Source organism: Massilia litorea (assembly GCF_015101885.1).
Taxonomy (GTDB): Bacteria; Pseudomonadota; Gammaproteobacteria; order Burkholderiales; family Burkholderiaceae_D; genus Telluria; species Telluria litorea.
Genome location: NZ_CP062941.1, coordinates 3,710,391 through 3,725,802, shown reverse-complemented (window position 1 = coordinate 3,725,802; position 15,412 = coordinate 3,710,391). Strand labels below are relative to the sequence as shown.

The window sequence follows — 15,412 nt, the reverse complement described above, 5'->3', positions numbered from 1 at the left end:
AACCGCCGCATGATCACGATCTCGATCATGCTGGCGACCATCATCCAGGCCCTCGACGGCACCATCGCCAACGTCGCCCTGCCGCACATGCAGGGCTCGCTGTCGGCGTCGACCGACCAGATTACCTGGGTCCTGACTTCCTTCATCGTGGCCGCCGCGATCGCCACGCCCCTGAACGGCTGGCTGGTCGACCGCTTCGGCCTGAAGAAGGTGTTCCTGGTCTCGGTGGCCGGCTTCACGCTCGCTTCCGTCCTGTGCGGGCTGGCCGGGTCGCTGGCCCAGATCGTCGCCGCGCGGGTGCTGCAGGGGGTGTTCGGGGCGGCCCTGGTGCCGCTCTCGCAATCGGTCCTGCTCGACATCAACCCGCGCGAGAAGCACGGCTCGGCGATGGCGGTCTGGGGCATGGGCGTGATGATCGGTCCCATTCTCGGACCGACCCTGGGCGGCTGGCTGACCGACAGCTATAACTGGCGCTGGGTTTTCTTCATCAACGTGCCGATCGGCGCCATCGCCTTCTACGGCATCTGGCGCTACATCCGGCCGACCGTCCCGAACCGCCGCGTGAGCTTCGACGCCTTCGGCTTCGTCACCCTGAGCCTGGCGATCGGCGCGCTGCAGATGCTGCTCGACCGCGGCGAACAGAACGACTGGTTCGCGTCGACCGAGACCTGGATCGAGGCGGTGCTGCTGGCGCTGTCGCTCTCCTGGTTTGTCGCGCACACGGCGCTGCGCCCGGCCGGCCAGTCCTTCCTCGACTACCGCCTGCTGAAGAACCCGAACTACGTCACCGGCCTGTTCCTCATCTTCACGGTCGGCATGGTGCTGTTCGCCACGCGCGCCCTGATGCCGACCATGCTGCAAGGCCTGATGGGCTATCCGGCGGCGCTGGCCGGCCTGGTCACCGCCCCTTCGGGCCTGGGGACGATGCTGGCGATGCTGGTGGTCGGGCGCGTCACTGGCAAGATCGACTTCCGCCTGCTGCTGGGCGCCGGCTTCGCGATCACGGCCTTCTCGCTGTGGCAGATGGCGCAGTACACGCTGGTGATGTCGCAGTCGAACATCGTCTGGCCCGGCGTGATCCAGGGGATCGGCCTGGGCCTGGTGTTCGTGCCGCTGTCGGCGGCCACCTTCGCCACCCTGTCGCCGCAGATGCGCGCCGAAGGCACGGCGCTGTATAGCCTGATCCGCAATATCGGCAGCAGCATCGGCATCGCCATGGTGCAGACGCTCCTGGTGCGCAACAGCGCGACCATGCACGCCACGCTGGCGGCCCAGGTCAACGGATCGAATGCCGCGCTGCTCGATCCGGCCGGCGGCTACAGCCTGGCCACGACAGCCGGCGCAGCCCTCATTGACAGCGAGATTACGCGCCAGGCCTCGATGATCGCCTACACCAACGACTACTGGCTGATGATGATCCTCACCGCGGCCGTGATCCCGGCCCTGCTGCTGATCCGCCCGCCGAAGGCGCAGGCCGCGCAAGGTGGGGAAACCGCGCCGGTGGAACACGCCGCCCTCGATTAACATGACTAGCGAAACCCAAGTGCGACATTTTCGACTTACCCTTATCGCCGGCGCGGCGCTGGCTCTCGCCGGCTGCGTCCACGTACCGAAGGATGCGGGCACGGCCCGCGCGCCGGATTTCACGGCGGCCCAGCATGCCGCCGCGATCGACCTCGGACGCGATGCATGGCCGGTCGAGCGCTGGTGGCAGGACTACCGCGATCCACAGCTCGACAAACTGGTGGAGCAGGCCCTGGCCGGCAACCCGAGCCTGGCGGTGGCCGCCGCACGCGTGCGCCTCGCCGGCGCGCAGCTGAACGCGGAACGGGCCGCCGGCGGCCTGCAGGCAGGCCTGGAGACCGGCATCAACCGCCAGCGCTATTCCGCCAACGGCTTCTTCCCGGCGCCGATCGGCGGCAGCTGGTACACGGATACCACGGTGCAGGGCCGCATCAGCTACGAGGTCGACTGGTGGGGCAAGCACCGCGCCCAGGTCGCGGCGGCGATCGGCGAGCAGAACGCGGCCGCCGCCCAGGCCAGCCAGGCGCAGCAGGCGCTGGCGGCCAGCGTCGCCCAGAGCTACTTCCGCCTGCAGCTGCTGTGGGCGCGTGCGGACAACGTGTCCGAACTGCTGCGCATCGAGCAGCGCCTGCTGCAGGACCGCAAGGCGCGCCTCGCGCGTGGACTGGCGACCGTCGACGCCCAGCGCAACATCGAACTCGAACTCGGCAAGCTCGCCGAACAGGCGGCCCTGCTCGACACGCAGGCCGCACGCGAACGCGAAGCCCTGCGTGCGCTGGTGGCGGCCGGCCCGAACGATTTCGCCGCCCTGGAACGCGGTCTGCCGCAGGGCGCCCAGGCCACGCTTCCGCGCGAACTGGGCATGGAACTGCTGGCGCGCCGCCCCGACCTGCAGGCCGCGCGCTGGCGCGTCGAAGCCGCCCTTGGCCGCGCCGCCGCCGCCGAAGCGGCCTTCTACCCGGACCTGAACCTGTCCGGCGCCGTCGGCCTGAATGCCGTCTCGCTGGGTAAACTGCTGCGCGGCGCCAGCCGGACCTTCCTCGCGGGCGCCGTGCTCGACCTGCCGCTGTTCGACAGCGGCCGCCTCGATGCAAACCTTGGCATCGCCCGCGCCGAGCGCGACGCCCTGCTGGCCGAATACAACGAGTCGGTCCTGAACGCGGTACGCGACGTTGCCGCGGTGGGCGCGACGCTGCAAGGCATCGAACGCGAACTGAGGGCGCACGACGCATCAAGCCAGGCCAGCGCCCGCCTGGCGGCGAGCGCCGAAGCCCGCCTCGCGCGTGGCCTCGCCGAACGCTCGGCCGTCCTGCAGGCGCAACTGGAAGTGCTGCGCCAGCGCGGCGCCGCGCTGCAGCTCCAGGACGCGCAGCTGCAAACCCAGGTGGCCCTTGTAAAAGCGCTCGGCGGGGGCTACCGCGCCGCGCCCGTCCACACCGCCGCCAACGCATTGACCAAATAAGCGCAAGCTCCCATGACTACCGAAACCACACCGAATCCAAACAAACGCAAGGCCGTCCTGCTGGGCATCACAGGCGTGTTCGCCCTCGGCGCCATCGCCTACGGCGCCTACGCCACGCTGGTGCTGTCGCAACGCGCCGAAACCGATAACGCCTATGTCGGCGGCAACCTGGTCAACGTCTCCTCTCAGGTCGCCGGCAGCGTGGTCGAGATCCGCGCCGACGAAACGCAGATGGTGCAGGCCGGCGCCGAGATCGTGCGCCTCGACCCGGCCGACGCCGAGATCGCCCTGACCCAGGCCGAGGCGCGCCTGGGCAGCGCCGTACGCCAGCAGCGCGAACGCTATTCGAACGTCGAGCAGTTGCTGGCCGTGGTCGGGCAGCGCCGCGTCGCCCTGCAAAGCGCGCGCGAAGACCTGGCGCGGCGGGCGCCGCTGGCGGCTGAACAGGTGGTATCGGGCGAAGACGTAGCCCATGCCCGGCGTGCGGTGGAAGACGCCAGCGCCGCGCTCGACGTCGCCCTGAAGCAGGTGGCGGCGGCGAAAGCAGGCGTCGCCGGCGTCGACGCCGCCCACCATCCGAGCGTGCTCGCCGCAAAAGCCGAGTACCTGTCGGCCTGGCTGGCATCGCGTCGCAACGCGATCGTAGCGCCCGTGTCGGGCTATGTCGCCAAGCGAAGCGTGCAGGTCGGCAGCCGCGTGACCCCGGGCGCGCCGCTGCTGTCGGTGGTGCCGCTCGACCAGCTCTGGGTCGACGCCAATTTCAAGGAATCGGAACTGCGCGATATCCGCGTCGGCCAGCCGGTGAAGATCGAAGCCGACATGTACGGCAACAAGGTCGAATTCCACGGCAAGGTGATGGGCCTGGCCGCCGGCACCGGCAGTGCCTTCTCCTTGCTGCCGGCGCAGAATGCCAGCGGCAACTGGATCAAGGTGGTGCAGCGGGTGCCCGTGCGGATTTCGCTCGACCCGAAGGAACTGGCCCGGCATCCGCTGCGGGTCGGCCTGTCGGCGACGGTGGATGTCGACATCAGCCACAAGGAAGGCGGCGCGCTGGGCGCCGTAGCCGCAACGCCGGCGCGCTATGTCACGACGGCGCTGAATCAGCCGCTGCAGCAGGCGCAGGCGGCGACGGAGGCGATTGTGGCGAAGAACCTGGCAGATTAGATGTAAAAAAAGCGGGCGGCGCGTTGCGCGGCCCGCTTCTTGCCCTCCGGTTCTGCCTTACACCAGCCCGGTCAGGTAATACACCGCGATCACGAAGAACACCGCCAGCGTCTTGATGATGGTGACGGCGAAGATCTCGCGATACGATTCCTTGTGGGTCAGCCCCGTCACGGCGAGCAGCGTGATGACGGCGCCGTTGTGCGGCAGCGTGTCCATGCCGCCGCTGGCCATGGCGACCACGCGGTGCAGCACTTCGAGCGGAATCTGCGCGGCCTGTGCGCCCTGGATGAAGAGGTCCGACATGGCGGCCAGCGCAATGCTCATGCCGCCCGAGGCCGAACCCGTGATGCCCGCCAGCGAACTGACCGACACGGCGGCATTCACCAGCGGATCGGGGATGCTTTTCAGGGCGTTACCGACGACGACGAAGCCAGGCAGCGCGGCGATCACGCCGCCGAAACCATATTCCGAGGCCGTGTTCATGGCTGCCAGCAGCGCGCCACCGACGGCCGCTTTCGAGCCAGCAGCGAAGCGGTCCTTGATGCGGCCGAAGGCGGTCGCGACCACGAACAGGATACCCATCAGCAGCGCGCCCTGCACCGCCCAGATCGCGACCACGGTCTTGATCGGGGTCGTCACCGGGGCCTTCAGGCCCGGCAGGATTTCAGGGGCCACGGTGAACGAGGCGCCGTACCACTCGGGGATCATCTTGGTCAGCATGAAGTTGGCGACGCCGACCACGATCAGCGGCAGCAGCGCCAGCATGGGATTCGGCAGGGACGCGGCCTGCACGCGTTCCGGCTCGTTCTGGAGCGAGGTGCCGTAGCCCTCGCCCTTGGCCATCGCGGCGCGGCGGCGCCATTCGAGATAGGCCAGGCCGACCACGATGATGAACAGCGAACCGATCGTGCCCAGCACCGGCGCCGCCCAGGAGGTGGTCTTGAAGAAGGTGGTCGGGATGATGTTCTGGATCTGCGGGGTGCCCGGCAGCGAATCCATCGTGAACGAGAAGGCGCCCAGCGCCAGCGCGCCCGGCATCAGGCGCTTCGGGATATTCGACTGGCGATACAGTTCGGCGGCGAACGGATAGACCGCGAACACGACCACGAACAGCGACACGCCGCCATAGGTCAGCAGCGCGCAGACGGCGACGATCACGGCATTCGCGCGCGAGCGGCCGATGTAGCGCACGGCGGCGGCCACGATCGATTCGCTGAAGCCGGACAGTTCGATGAGTTTGCCGAAGACGGCGCCCAGCATGAAGACCGGGAAGTAGAGCTTGACGAAGCCGACCATCTTTTCCATGAAGATGCCGGAAAAGACCGGCGCGACGGCCGATGGATCGGTCAGCAGCACCGCGCCGAGGGCGGCGATCGGTGCGAACAGGATGACGCTGTAGCCGCGGTAGGCGGCGAACATCAGGAACGCCAGGGCGGCGAGAACAATCAGAAATGACACGGGTGCTCCTCTTTCTCTTTTATTGGCCGCCCGCGTGGTGCGGGGCGGCGGCTCTCAGTTGCTTTCACCTGTTTTCGACGCACGGCGGCATGCCGGGACGTCGAGGCCAGTTTGGCCAGGTCTGCCAAAGAACGCACGACAGGCAGGGTCGTACGCAAACGATGGGCGCGCGGATAGCGGCCGCACGGGCGGCATGATTATTGGCGATCGTTGGTTGTTTTGAAATACGTAGAATTACCGTACTGGAGCCTCGCGGGCGCCCGTCTTCATGCTCCCGCCCGCTGCGCTGGTGCGAGTTCCCCGGGTTGCCGCGCCAGCCTGCGCCACCAGCGCCAGGCGACGACGGCATTGACCCAGTAGACCGCGTACAGGCCTGCGGTCAGGTAGAGCCCGCGGCTCGCATACAGCGGCACCGCGACCGAATTCACCGCCAGCCAGAACAGCCAGTTCTCGATCCGCCGCCCCATCAGCAGCAACTGCGCGATCACGCTGAAGACGAGTACCGCGGAATCGAGGAAAGGCGCGTAGGCGTCGGTCCAATAGTGCAGCAAGGCGCCGTAGGCGAGGCTGGCAGCGAGCCCGGCCGGCACCGTCCACGCCAGGCTGCGAAAATCGGCGGGCGCCACCGCCAGTTCATGACCGCGGTCGCCGCGCAGCCACTGGCGCCAGCCGACCGCGCTCGAGACCACGAAGAAGACCTGCAACACGACGTCGGCATACAGCCTGGCCTGGAAGAACAGCACCGTGAACAAGGCGCAGCCGAGCATGCCGGTCCACCAGGTGTGGATACTGTTGCGCCCTGCGAGCAGGATGGCGATGGTGGCCGCCGCGTTGGCGGTGATTTCGAGTGGTCCGATCATGTATGGGCGCCTGCAGGGTCCGGGAGGTATTGCCGTATTCTAAGGCCCGCCGGCCCCTCCCTGCTGCCGACCGGCTGTGGCCGGCTCTCCGCGCATCAGCCACACCCGGCTGCCCTGCTCCGGCACCAGGCTGCTCGCGGCGAGCGCGATCCGGCCGGATAGGTCCATGGCGAGCTTCCTGCCCAGCAAGCCCTGCTGGCTGCCATTGCTGCCGCCCGGCGGGGCGGCGCTGCCGGGCACCTCGGCCGGTACGGTAAAGCTGCGGCCGCCGTCGTGCGAGAGGGCGATGCCGAGCGAGCGCGGGCGTCCCGCCGGCCCGATCTTGTTCCAGGCGAGCGCCAGGCCGTCCTTGCCGTCACCGGCCAGCGAGGGGTAGGCGGCAGCGCCGGCCGACAGCGTGCGCGCCGGAGCGAAGCGGCCGCCGGCGGACGCACGCGTGTAGCGCACCGCCGGCGCCCCGCCCTGCTCCGGATGCAGCGCGTACGCCAGGTGCAGCCTGCCCGCGCCGTCCAGCACCAGCCCGGGCGCATCGGCCCGCCCTTGCGGATCGCCGACCAGCTGCGGCGGCCCGAAACTGGCGCCACCGTCGCGCGAGCGCGCGATCCGGATGCGGGCGGCCGGATCCTCGCCCACGGTCCAGGCCAGCCAGACGGTCGCTCCCCTGCCTGCGGCCAGCGCAGGTGCCCGCGCCGGATGTGCATCGTCGCCGGCCACCCGGCGCGGCGCCTCGAAGCTGGCGCCGCCGTCGCGCGAACGAGACAGCCACAGCGCGCCGTGATACTCGGTCCAGGCCGCGATCACGGCGCCGTCGCCGCCGACCGCGATATCGAGGCTGCCGTTCGACCAGACCTCGCGACTGAGGCGCCCCTTGCCGTCGCCGCCGCGGGAGCGCGACAGGTTCAGCGGCGGCGAGAAGCTCCTGCCGCCGTCGTTCGAAGTGGCGAACAGGATCTCGCCGCCGTGCGAGCCGCCCGAAAAAATGATCTCCTGCCATAGCAAATAGAGATGGCTGCCATCGCGGCCGACGGCGATGCGCGGCAGCCAGGAGAACGTGCCCGGACTGCGCGAGACGTTCACAGGATCGGTCAGCCGGCCGCGGGACAGGCTGCGCAGCCAGACATCCTTGCCTTTCTGGTCAGCCCAGGCGAGGACGATACCGCCGCCGGGAACGAAGGCGACGGTGCCGTCGTCCACATAATCGTAGCGCGAGTTGTTCTGACGCCACGGCCCCTTGTCGCCGCGCCCGGTGGCGATCTCGACCGGCTCCTGCCAGGCAAGCGCCCCGGCGGCCAGCGGAAGCAACAAAAAGAGTGCGCGCAGCATGGTGGCCTCCCTCCACAAGGCTAACACCAGGCGTGGCGGACCGACGCGGGAAGCCGCACCGGAGGCCGACCTTGCGCCACCGTCCCGGTCTTCGCGCTAATATGGATGAGCATTTCGTCAACTGGCTATTGCGGTTTTCCCTTAGTTGCAAATGCGACTATTTACTGGTACAACAAGCCTGCGTACATACCTGATGAATAAATCCCAACCCCACAGAGGGCAGGACGCTGGCGCCACGCGGCACCACCCGTGGCACCCGCGCACTCGTCAGGTGCGACGGCAGCAGATAACTTATAAACAGAGACCGAGGAAGACACCATGAAAATCACCCTGATGCGCGCCGCCGCATGCCTGGCATTGTTCGGCAGCGCATTCGCGCAAGCCCAGACCTATCCGACCAAGACGATCACGATGATCGTCCCGTTCGCCGCGGGCGGCCCTACCGATACGGTTGCGCGTCTGGTGGCCCAGTCGATGGGTAACAAGCTCAAGCAACAGATCATCATCGAGAACGTCGGCGGTGCCGGCGGCACGATCGGCGCCGCGCGCGTCGCCAAGGCGGCCCCGGACGGCTACACGCTGTTCATGCACCACATCGGCCACGCCACCGCGCCTTCGCTCTACCGCAAGCTGCCTTACAACGCGCAGACCGACTTCGAGCCGATCGGCCTCGTCACCGACGTGCCGATGACCATCGTGGCGCGCAAGGACTTCCCGGCGCGCGACTTCAAGGAATTCCTCGCCTACATCAAGGCCAACAAGGACAAAGTCACCTACGCCAACGCCGGCGTCGGCTCGGCCTCGCACCTGTGCGGCATGCTGTTCATGACCGCGATCGGCACCGACCTCACCACCGTCCCGTACAAGGGCACCGGCCCGGCGATGAACGACCTGCTCGGCGGCCAGGTGGACTTCATGTGCGACCAGACCACCAACACCACCAGCCAGATCAAGAGCGGCAAGATCAAGGCCTACGGCGTGACCACCAAGACCCGCCTGCCGAACATGCCCGACCTGCCGACCCTGAACGAAGCCGGCCTGCCGGGCTTTGAAGTGGCGGTCTGGCACGGCCTGTACGCGCCGAAGGGCACGCCGAAGCAGGTCGTCGACACGCTCTCCAGCGCCCTGCAGACCGCGCTCAAGGATCCGAACGTCAAGCAGCGCTTCGCCGACCTCGGCACCGAACCGGTCGCCGAGAGCCGCGCCCGTCCTGAAGCGCTGCGCGCCCACGTCAAGGCCGAGATCGAGCGCTGGTCGCCGATCATCAGCAAGGCCGGCGTCTACGCCGACTGATTCACCGCCGCCGCACGGGTGGCGGAACTGCCGCGGGACCTGCTTCCGCGGCATTTTTGCGCATCCGTACGGCGGCCGCCGTACGACCGCGACGGCGCAGGGAATCCGCGGCCAGCCAACGATAAGCAATAAAAAGGAGCGCGCAGTGCCATCATTCATCCGCCATCCAAAGGACTTTTGGACAGGCATCATCTTTCTCACCATCGGCATGGCCGCCATCATCATCGGCCTCGACTACCAGATGGGCAGTGCGGGCCGCATGGGCCCGGCCTATTTCCCGAGCGTGCTCGGCGGCCTGCTGACCCTGATCGGCGCCATCGGCGTAATCCGTTCCCTCCTGCGTCCGGGCGAGGCGATCGGCAAGTTCTACATCAAGGAAATCCTGCTGGTGCTGGTGGCGGTCCTGCTGTTCGGCCTGCTGATGCGCGGCGCCGGCCTGGTGCCGGCCGTCCTGGTACTGGTCCTGATGAGCGCCTATGCCAGTCCCAAGTTCACCTGGGGACCCTCGCTGCTGCTGGCCATCGGCCTGGCGGTCTTCGCGGTCGTCGTGTTCGTCAAGCTGCTCGGCTTGCCTATGCCCATCCTCGGCCCCTGGCTCGGTTTTTAAGAAGAAGACAACATGGAAATCCTGCATAACCTCGGGCTGGGCCTGGAAACGGCTTTCACCCTCACCAATCTGTTCTACTGCCTGATCGGCGTCTTCGTCGGCACCGCCGTCGGCGTGCTGCCGGGCCTGGGCCCGGTCGCCACCATCGCGATGCTGCTGCCGGCCACCTTCGGCCTGCCGCCGGTCTCGTCGCTTATCATGCTGGCCGGTATCTATTACGGCGCCCAGTACGGCGGCTCGACGACCGCCATCCTGGTCAACCTGCCGGGCGAATCGTCCTCGGTGGTGACAGCCATCGACGGCTACCAGATGGCGCGCCAGGGCAATGCCGGCAAGGCGCTCGCCACGGCGGCGCTCGGCTCCTTCTTCGCGGGCACCGTCGCCACCGTCCTGCTGGCCCTGTTCGCGCCGCCGCTGGCCGAACTGGCGCTGAAATTCGGTCCGGCCGAATACTTCTCGCTGATGGTGCTGGGCCTGGTCGCCTCGGTCGTGCTGGCCAGCGGCTCGCTGCTCAACGCGATCGGCATGGTGATCCTCGGCCTGCTGCTGGGCCTGATCGGCACCGACGTCAACTCGGGCGCCGCGCGCTACACCTTCGACCTGCCCGAACTGGCCGACGGTGTCAACTTCGTGATCGTCGCGATGGGCATGTTCGGCATCGGCGAAATCATCCGCAACCTCGAGCACGACGAATCGCGCACGCTGATGATGAAGAAGGTCAAGGGCCTGATGCTGACCAAGGAAGACTTCAAACGCATCGCGGCTCCGGTCCTGCGCGGCACCGTGATCGGCTCGGCTCTCGGCATCCTGCCGGGCGGCGGCGCCATGCTGGCATCGTTTGCTTCCTACTCGATCGAGAAGAAGGTCTCGAAGAACTCGGCCAATTTCGGCAAGGGCGCCATCGAAGGCGTCGCGGCGCCGGAAGCGGCGAACAACGCGGGCGCCCAGACCTCGTTCATCCCGATGCTGACCCTCGGCATTCCGTCGAACCCGGTGATGGCGCTGATGATCGGCGCGATGATCATCCAGGGCATCCAGCCGGGTCCGGCCGTGATGACCGAGCAGCCTGCCCTGTTCTGGGGCCTGATCGTCTCGATGTGGATCGGTAACCTGTTCCTCGTCGTGCTGAACCTGCCGATGATCGGCCTCTGGGTCAAGATGATCATGGTGCCTTACCACCGCCTGTATCCGGCCATCCTGATGTTCTGCGCGATCGGCGTGTTCAGCCTGAACAACAGCGAGTTCGACGTCTACCTGATGGCCCTGTTCGGCCTGTTCGGCTACATCTGCGCAAAATTGGGTGCCGAGCCGGCGCCGATGCTGCTGGGCTTCATCATCGGACCGATGATGGAAGAATACCTGCGCCGCGCGCTGCTGCTCTCGCACAGCGACCCGCTGGTCTTCGTCCAGCGTCCGATCAGCGCCACGATGCTGGCCCTGGCCGCCATCGCGATGGCCGTCGTCCTGCTGCCTTCGCTGCGCCAGAAACGCGAGGAAGCCTTCCAGGAAGACTGATCGCGGAATGATCAGACCAGAAGCCCCCGGCATGCGGATGCCGGGGGCTTTTTTTTGCCCGCCGCCTTACCTCTCCTTCCTTTCTCCTTCCTTACACGGCCCGTCGGCGTGCCGAATCGGACGCTCCTGTCCACTTCTTTCGCTTATTGAACACACTTCCTGTGCGAAATTGCACAAACAGGTCGCAAGTGCCACGAAGTCGTTGACAATATTGATGCAAGAAAATACAGTTTCAGAATAGATGGCTGAGTTCCACCAAGAGAAACGCCGCCGCTATACCTGAATTACCCGCCGTCCGGCCTCGTCGGGGCCGGAGCACCTCGAAAACCAGGAGACCGCATTAATATGAAGAAGACCATCCTTGCAATGGCCGTGCTTGCTGCTTGCATGTCGACCGCGTCGGCGCAGACCAGCGTCACCATCTACGGCATCGTCGATGCCGGCCTCGCCCACGTGGACAACAACAACGGCTCGGCCAACGACCGCACCACGGTGGATGCAGGCCTGATGCAGACCTCGCGCTGGGGCTTCAAGGGCGTCGAAGATCTGGGCGGCGGCATGAAGGCCCGCTTCGCCCTCGAAGGCACCCTGCTGAACGACGTCGGCGGCGCCGGCGTCAACACCGGCACCCCGGGCGGCACCGCCAACTCGACCGCCCTGTTCGACCGCGAAGCCACCGTCGGCGTCAGCAGCGCCTTCGGTTCGATCGACATCGGCCGCCAGAACATCCTGGGTATCGGCTCGGTCGGCCTGGCCGACCCGATGGGCCTGGCCTTCGCCGCCACCAGCCCGAACGTGCTGTACGGCGCCATGAACAACGGCGCCGTCTACGGCGGCTTCGGCGCCAACGGCCCAGGCAACAGCGCCCTGCGCCAGTCGAACTCCATCAAGTACGTCTCGCCGACCATGGGCGGCGCCGGCTTCGCGCTGATGCGCGCCTTCGGCGAACAGGCCGGCGGCATCCAGCGCGGCTCCTACCAGGGCGCGTCGGTCTTCTACAATGCGGGCCCGTTCGGCGCCGCCGGCGCTTATGCGCGCATGAAGAACAGCGTCAACACCGACCTGCTGACCTCCTGGGGCATCGGCGCCAAGTACACGCTGCCGGTGGCCGTGATCAAGGCGACCTACATCACCAACGAAGTCGACAGCAACAACCGCAAGATCGCCGTCGCCGGCGTCGGCGTCGACTTCCCTGTCGCTCCAGCCCTGACGCTGACCGGCGCCTTCTACAACACCAAGCTCACCGGCCCACGCCGTGACGACTCGCAGCAGTACCATGCGATCGCCCGCTATGCCCTGAGCAAGCGCAGCACCGTGTACGCCGCCTACACCCGCGCCAATACCGACCTGGTGGTCGAGGCGGCGTCGGGCACCGCGGCCGGCATCGCCGCCGGCAACATCAACCTGGCCCAGGGTATCGTGAGCGTCGGCAGCGACAGCGCGAACCGCTTCGTCGTCGGCGTGATGCACATGTTCTGATGCCGCGGCTTGTCTTGACAAGCTAAGCTGAAGCAACACGGCGGCCACTGGCCGCCGTGTTCATTTGAGTAGATACTGTTTCACATGACACGAGAACACACCGATATCGCCGACGTGCCCGCAGGCTTCGAACGCCTCAAGCGCGGCGGCCCCTACATGGCCGGCCTGGGCTACCTGTACTGCCGGCGCGAAGCCGGCAAGATCACGATCGCGATGCGCATGGCCGACCAGCACACCAACATGCGCGGCATCGTCCACGGCGGCATGCTCGCCAGCCTGGCCGATTCGGCCCTGGGCCTGGGGCTGACGCTCTCCTGCGACCACAGGCACTCCTTCGTCACCGTCAACCTGAGCACGGACTTCATCGACGCCGCCCGTCCCGGCGACTGGGTCGAGGCGCACATCCACATCGGCCGCATCGGCTCGCGCGTGGCCTTTGCCGACTGCGAACTGATGGTGAAGGACAAGCGCATCCTGCGCGCGAGCGGCGTGTTTGCGGTGATGAAGGCCTTGACGGCGGCGCAGCTGGACGCGGGGTATTGAGCAGCTGCCCCGGCTTCACCACGCCAGCTGCCGAATCAGGTCGCTTTGGCCGACGATGATTTCACCCAGGCTGCGGCGACTGGCATCGGCGAAATAAACCGGAAGGCAGGCCGGCGCCCTGCCGTCGCCGGACACCGACACGTACACGACATAGCTCGGAAAGCGGCGGACATACGCCAGCCCATGCACCAGATTGGCTGTTCCGCCAAAGTTCTGGGGAGCAGTCAATTGTTCGGATACGTCGAGGTTCATGACATCGGCCACGCCGTAACGCAATTTCGTCAGGCGCGACCTGATTTCCTTGTCGAGCTGGATGCGGATCGTCAGGTCCCATTCCAGGTCCGGCGTCAGCGCGGAGCCGACTGTGGAACCGGCACCGCCGGAAAAAAACTTCAGGGCGGCCTCCGGTATCGGGTCGTGCGCCGCTCCCTGCAGGCGCATTTCATACCACTCGTCGCTGTCCATCCACCTGGCGCTCGCCTGCGATCTGGTCACGGTTGGCGTGAGCGACGTGCAGACGCGTCCACCCGCGGACCGGGGACCGGTCAACACGGTCGTCAATCCCGGCACCACGGCGGTGCCGGCATCCGCGTCGGGCCTGGCGCCGAAGCGCTGTATCTTGAACGCCAGCGTCTGTTTCGCCCTGTAGCTGGGCCTGGTCCAGCCGGCATGGGTGGCCGGCGGCGTGACGAAGCCGTCGCCGCCGAAGCGTGGGCCGCATGCTCCCGGGCCCCAGCGCGCAACGCCTCCCGGCAATGAGTGGATTGGATTCGGAACATCGGCCTGTGGTATCCATGCGAATACGTCAACGCGAAACGTCAGCATCTCGACCTCCTTGCCCATAGCGGTCCAAACGCGGCTGCCAAGCCGTGCAATTTCCGTAGCCGATGCAAGGCAGCCATGAAAATCTGTTCACACGCTCATGGCGTCCATCCTGACGCGAACAGCCGCTGCGCGGGAGCTTCGGTCGTCCCGCTCGTGCGTCAGATTGTGACTGGTTCAGATTTCGTGCTCGACCATCTCGCGGTCGCATATCACCGCGTGGGCGGAGCCCACCCTAGGACTCCAGCCGCGCCGCGATCTCGATCAGGCGCGGCCGCACTTCCTCGAGCAGGAACTCCTTCGACACGCTCGAGGATGGTCCGCCGCAGTTGATCGACATGAGCTGGTTGCCGCCGATCGGATAAAAGCCGACGGCGATGCCGTTGACGTCCTTCTGCCACTCGCCGAACGAGGTGGTGCAGCCGTACTGCGCATAGTCACGCTGGCCGCGCGCGATCGCCTCGAGCACCGCTTCGTAGGCCATCTCGTCGAGCTCCTGGTAGCGCGCCAGGATTTCCTTGCGTTCCTGCTCGCTCGCTTTCACCAGGTAGGCGCGCCCGATGGCCGAGACCGCGAGCGGCATGCGCGAGCCCACCTGCAGCGCGAGGGCCAGGGCCGCCGTGCTGCGGCAGACCTCGATGTAGATCATCGACAGCCGGTCGCGCACCGCGATCGAGACCGTGGTGCCGGAGAACTCGGCCAGTTCCTGCATCATCGGACGGGCGAGCTGGCGGATGTCGAGCCGCGCCAGCATCGCGCTGCCCAGGCCCAGCGTCGCCGTGCCGAGCACGTAGCGGCCGCTGGTGTCCTGCACCAGGTAGCCGAGGCGCGTGAGCGTGTAGGTGAAACGGGTGACCGTCGATTTCGGCAGGCCGCAGCGTTCTGCAATCTGCTGGTTCGTCAGTCCCTTGTCGGCCGAGCGGAAGCAGGCCAGCACCTCGAGTCCGCGCGCCAGCGCCGTGATGAAATAACGTTCCTCGCCCTTGCGCGCGCCCTCGATGAGCTCGCCGGAATCGTGACCCGGGCCGGTGGTGTTCGTGTCGCTAAGCTGCATGGTTGGACCCCAGTCTGGACGTTGGGAATACGAGGCGGACCGCCGCCGCAAAAGAGCCTTTGCGGGATGCGCGAGGCATGGCACACTGAGCGGGCAGTTTTGTTCGATGCGGCATACCCATGATCACCCGTCCCTCCAGGCCCCGCGCGCCGCTCACGGGCAAGGAACTGGGCAGCAAATTCGGTTCGCGAACAAAACGTTGCTACTCATCTGAAAGTATCGTATCCTTTTTTTGTTCCATTTTACACCCTGCAGTTTCGCAGAGTAAAACTAAAATCGCTGGGTTCATCGGGTACGCATAAGCGCGC

13 protein-coding genes are annotated in these 15,412 nt (G+C 66.8%); 8 read left to right on the top strand and 5 right to left on the bottom strand.

Features of this window, described 5'->3' with window-relative positions; translation table 11 throughout:
• Positions 1-9: 9 nt before the first annotated feature.
• From LPB04_RS16805 to LPB04_RS16795, 3 genes are read left to right on the top strand one after another with little or no spacing between them, the layout of a single operon-like run.
• Positions 10-1,524: an MDR family MFS transporter gene (locus tag LPB04_RS16805; RefSeq protein ID WP_193689047.1), complete on the top strand. Its 1,515-nt coding sequence runs from the start codon at positions 10-12 to the stop codon at positions 1,522-1,524.
• Between the two features lie 19 nt (positions 1,525-1,543).
• Positions 1,544-2,986, top strand: coding sequence for an efflux transporter outer membrane subunit (locus LPB04_RS16800; RefSeq protein WP_193685655.1), 1,443 nt, complete (start codon positions 1,544-1,546; stop codon positions 2,984-2,986).
• A 12-nt stretch (positions 2,987-2,998) separates the two neighbouring features.
• Positions 2,999-4,150: an HlyD family secretion protein gene (locus LPB04_RS16795; RefSeq protein ID WP_193685654.1), complete on the top strand. Its 1,152-nt coding sequence runs from the start codon at positions 2,999-3,001 to the stop codon at positions 4,148-4,150.
• Positions 4,151-4,207: 57 nt separating this feature from the next.
• On the opposite strand, the gene LPB04_RS16790 is transcribed toward LPB04_RS16795, so the two are convergent.
• From LPB04_RS16790 to LPB04_RS16780, 3 genes are all read right to left on the bottom strand, one after another.
• Entirely contained in the window at positions 4,208-5,608 is a 1,401-nt protein-coding gene (locus LPB04_RS16790; protein WP_193685653.1) for a GntP family permease, read from the bottom strand.
• Positions 5,609-5,874: 266 nt separating this feature from the next.
• Positions 5,875-6,468 carry a nicotinamide riboside transporter PnuC gene (gene pnuC / locus LPB04_RS16785; RefSeq protein WP_193685652.1) on the bottom strand — a complete coding sequence of 198 codons (594 nt, stop codon included), beginning with the start codon at positions 6,466-6,468 and terminating at the stop codon, positions 5,875-5,877.
• Positions 6,469-6,507: 39 nt separating this feature from the next.
• Positions 6,508-7,791: a sialidase family protein gene (locus tag LPB04_RS16780; RefSeq protein ID WP_193685651.1), complete on the bottom strand. Its 1,284-nt coding sequence runs from the start codon at positions 7,789-7,791 to the stop codon at positions 6,508-6,510.
• 318 nt (positions 7,792-8,109) lie between these two features.
• Between LPB04_RS16780 and LPB04_RS16775 the strand changes: the two genes are divergently transcribed.
• The 5 genes from LPB04_RS16775 to LPB04_RS16755 all read left to right on the top strand — a co-directional run bounded on the left by LPB04_RS16775 (position 8,110) and on the right by LPB04_RS16755 (position 13,228).
• Positions 8,110-9,084: a tripartite tricarboxylate transporter substrate binding protein BugD gene (locus LPB04_RS16775; protein WP_193685650.1), complete on the top strand. Its 975-nt coding sequence runs from the start codon at positions 8,110-8,112 to the stop codon at positions 9,082-9,084.
• A gap of 145 nt (positions 9,085-9,229) precedes the next feature.
• Complete coding sequence (locus LPB04_RS16770) at positions 9,230-9,691, top strand: tripartite tricarboxylate transporter TctB family protein (protein WP_193685649.1); 462 nt, start codon at positions 9,230-9,232, stop codon at positions 9,689-9,691.
• A gap of 12 nt (positions 9,692-9,703) precedes the next feature.
• Complete coding sequence (locus LPB04_RS16765; protein WP_193685648.1) at positions 9,704-11,206, top strand: tripartite tricarboxylate transporter permease; 1,503 nt, start codon at positions 9,704-9,706, stop codon at positions 11,204-11,206.
• Positions 11,207-11,551: 345 nt separating this feature from the next.
• Positions 11,552-12,685: a porin gene (locus LPB04_RS16760; RefSeq protein ID WP_193685647.1), complete on the top strand. Its 1,134-nt coding sequence runs from the start codon at positions 11,552-11,554 to the stop codon at positions 12,683-12,685.
• 84 nt (positions 12,686-12,769) lie between these two features.
• On the top strand, positions 12,770-13,228 hold the full coding sequence (locus LPB04_RS16755) for a PaaI family thioesterase (protein WP_193685646.1): 459 nt from the start codon (positions 12,770-12,772) through the stop codon (positions 13,226-13,228).
• Between the two features lie 15 nt (positions 13,229-13,243).
• On the opposite strand, the gene LPB04_RS16750 is transcribed toward LPB04_RS16755, so the two are convergent.
• Positions 13,244-14,053, bottom strand: coding sequence for a hypothetical protein (locus tag LPB04_RS16750; protein WP_193685645.1), 810 nt, complete (start codon positions 14,051-14,053; stop codon positions 13,244-13,246).
• A 232-nt stretch (positions 14,054-14,285) separates the two neighbouring features.
• A complete protein-coding gene (locus tag LPB04_RS16745) occupies positions 14,286-15,104 on the bottom strand; it encodes an IclR family transcriptional regulator (protein WP_193685644.1) in 819 nt (272 codons plus the stop codon).
• Positions 15,105-15,412: the final 308 nt, after the last annotated feature.

What these genes read in the sequence shown, in the direction of transcription:
- LPB04_RS16805 (WP_193689047.1), top strand. Translation starts at nt 10, where the DNA reads ATGATCACGATCTCGATCATGCTGGCGACCATCATCCAGGCCCTCGAC.
- LPB04_RS16760 (WP_193685647.1), top strand. Translation starts at nt 11,552, where the DNA reads ATGAAGAAGACCATCCTTGCAATGGCCGTGCTTGCTGCTTGCATGTCG.
- LPB04_RS16755 (WP_193685646.1), top strand. Translation starts at nt 12,770, where the DNA reads ATGACACGAGAACACACCGATATCGCCGACGTGCCCGCAGGCTTCGAA.
- LPB04_RS16765 (WP_193685648.1), top strand. Translation starts at nt 9,704, where the DNA reads ATGGAAATCCTGCATAACCTCGGGCTGGGCCTGGAAACGGCTTTCACC.
- LPB04_RS16775 (WP_193685650.1), top strand. Translation starts at nt 8,110, where the DNA reads ATGAAAATCACCCTGATGCGCGCCGCCGCATGCCTGGCATTGTTCGGC.
- LPB04_RS16780 (WP_193685651.1), bottom strand. Translation starts at nt 7,791, where the DNA reads ATGCTGCGCGCACTCTTTTTGTTGCTTCCGCTGGCCGCCGGGGCGCTT.
- pnuC (WP_193685652.1), bottom strand. Translation starts at nt 6,468, where the DNA reads ATGATCGGACCACTCGAAATCACCGCCAACGCGGCGGCCACCATCGCC.
- LPB04_RS16745 (WP_193685644.1), bottom strand. Translation starts at nt 15,104, where the DNA reads ATGCAGCTTAGCGACACGAACACCACCGGCCCGGGTCACGATTCCGGC.
- LPB04_RS16750 (WP_193685645.1), bottom strand. Translation starts at nt 14,053, where the DNA reads ATGCTGACGTTTCGCGTTGACGTATTCGCATGGATACCACAGGCCGAT.
- LPB04_RS16795 (WP_193685654.1), top strand. Translation starts at nt 2,999, where the DNA reads ATGACTACCGAAACCACACCGAATCCAAACAAACGCAAGGCCGTCCTG.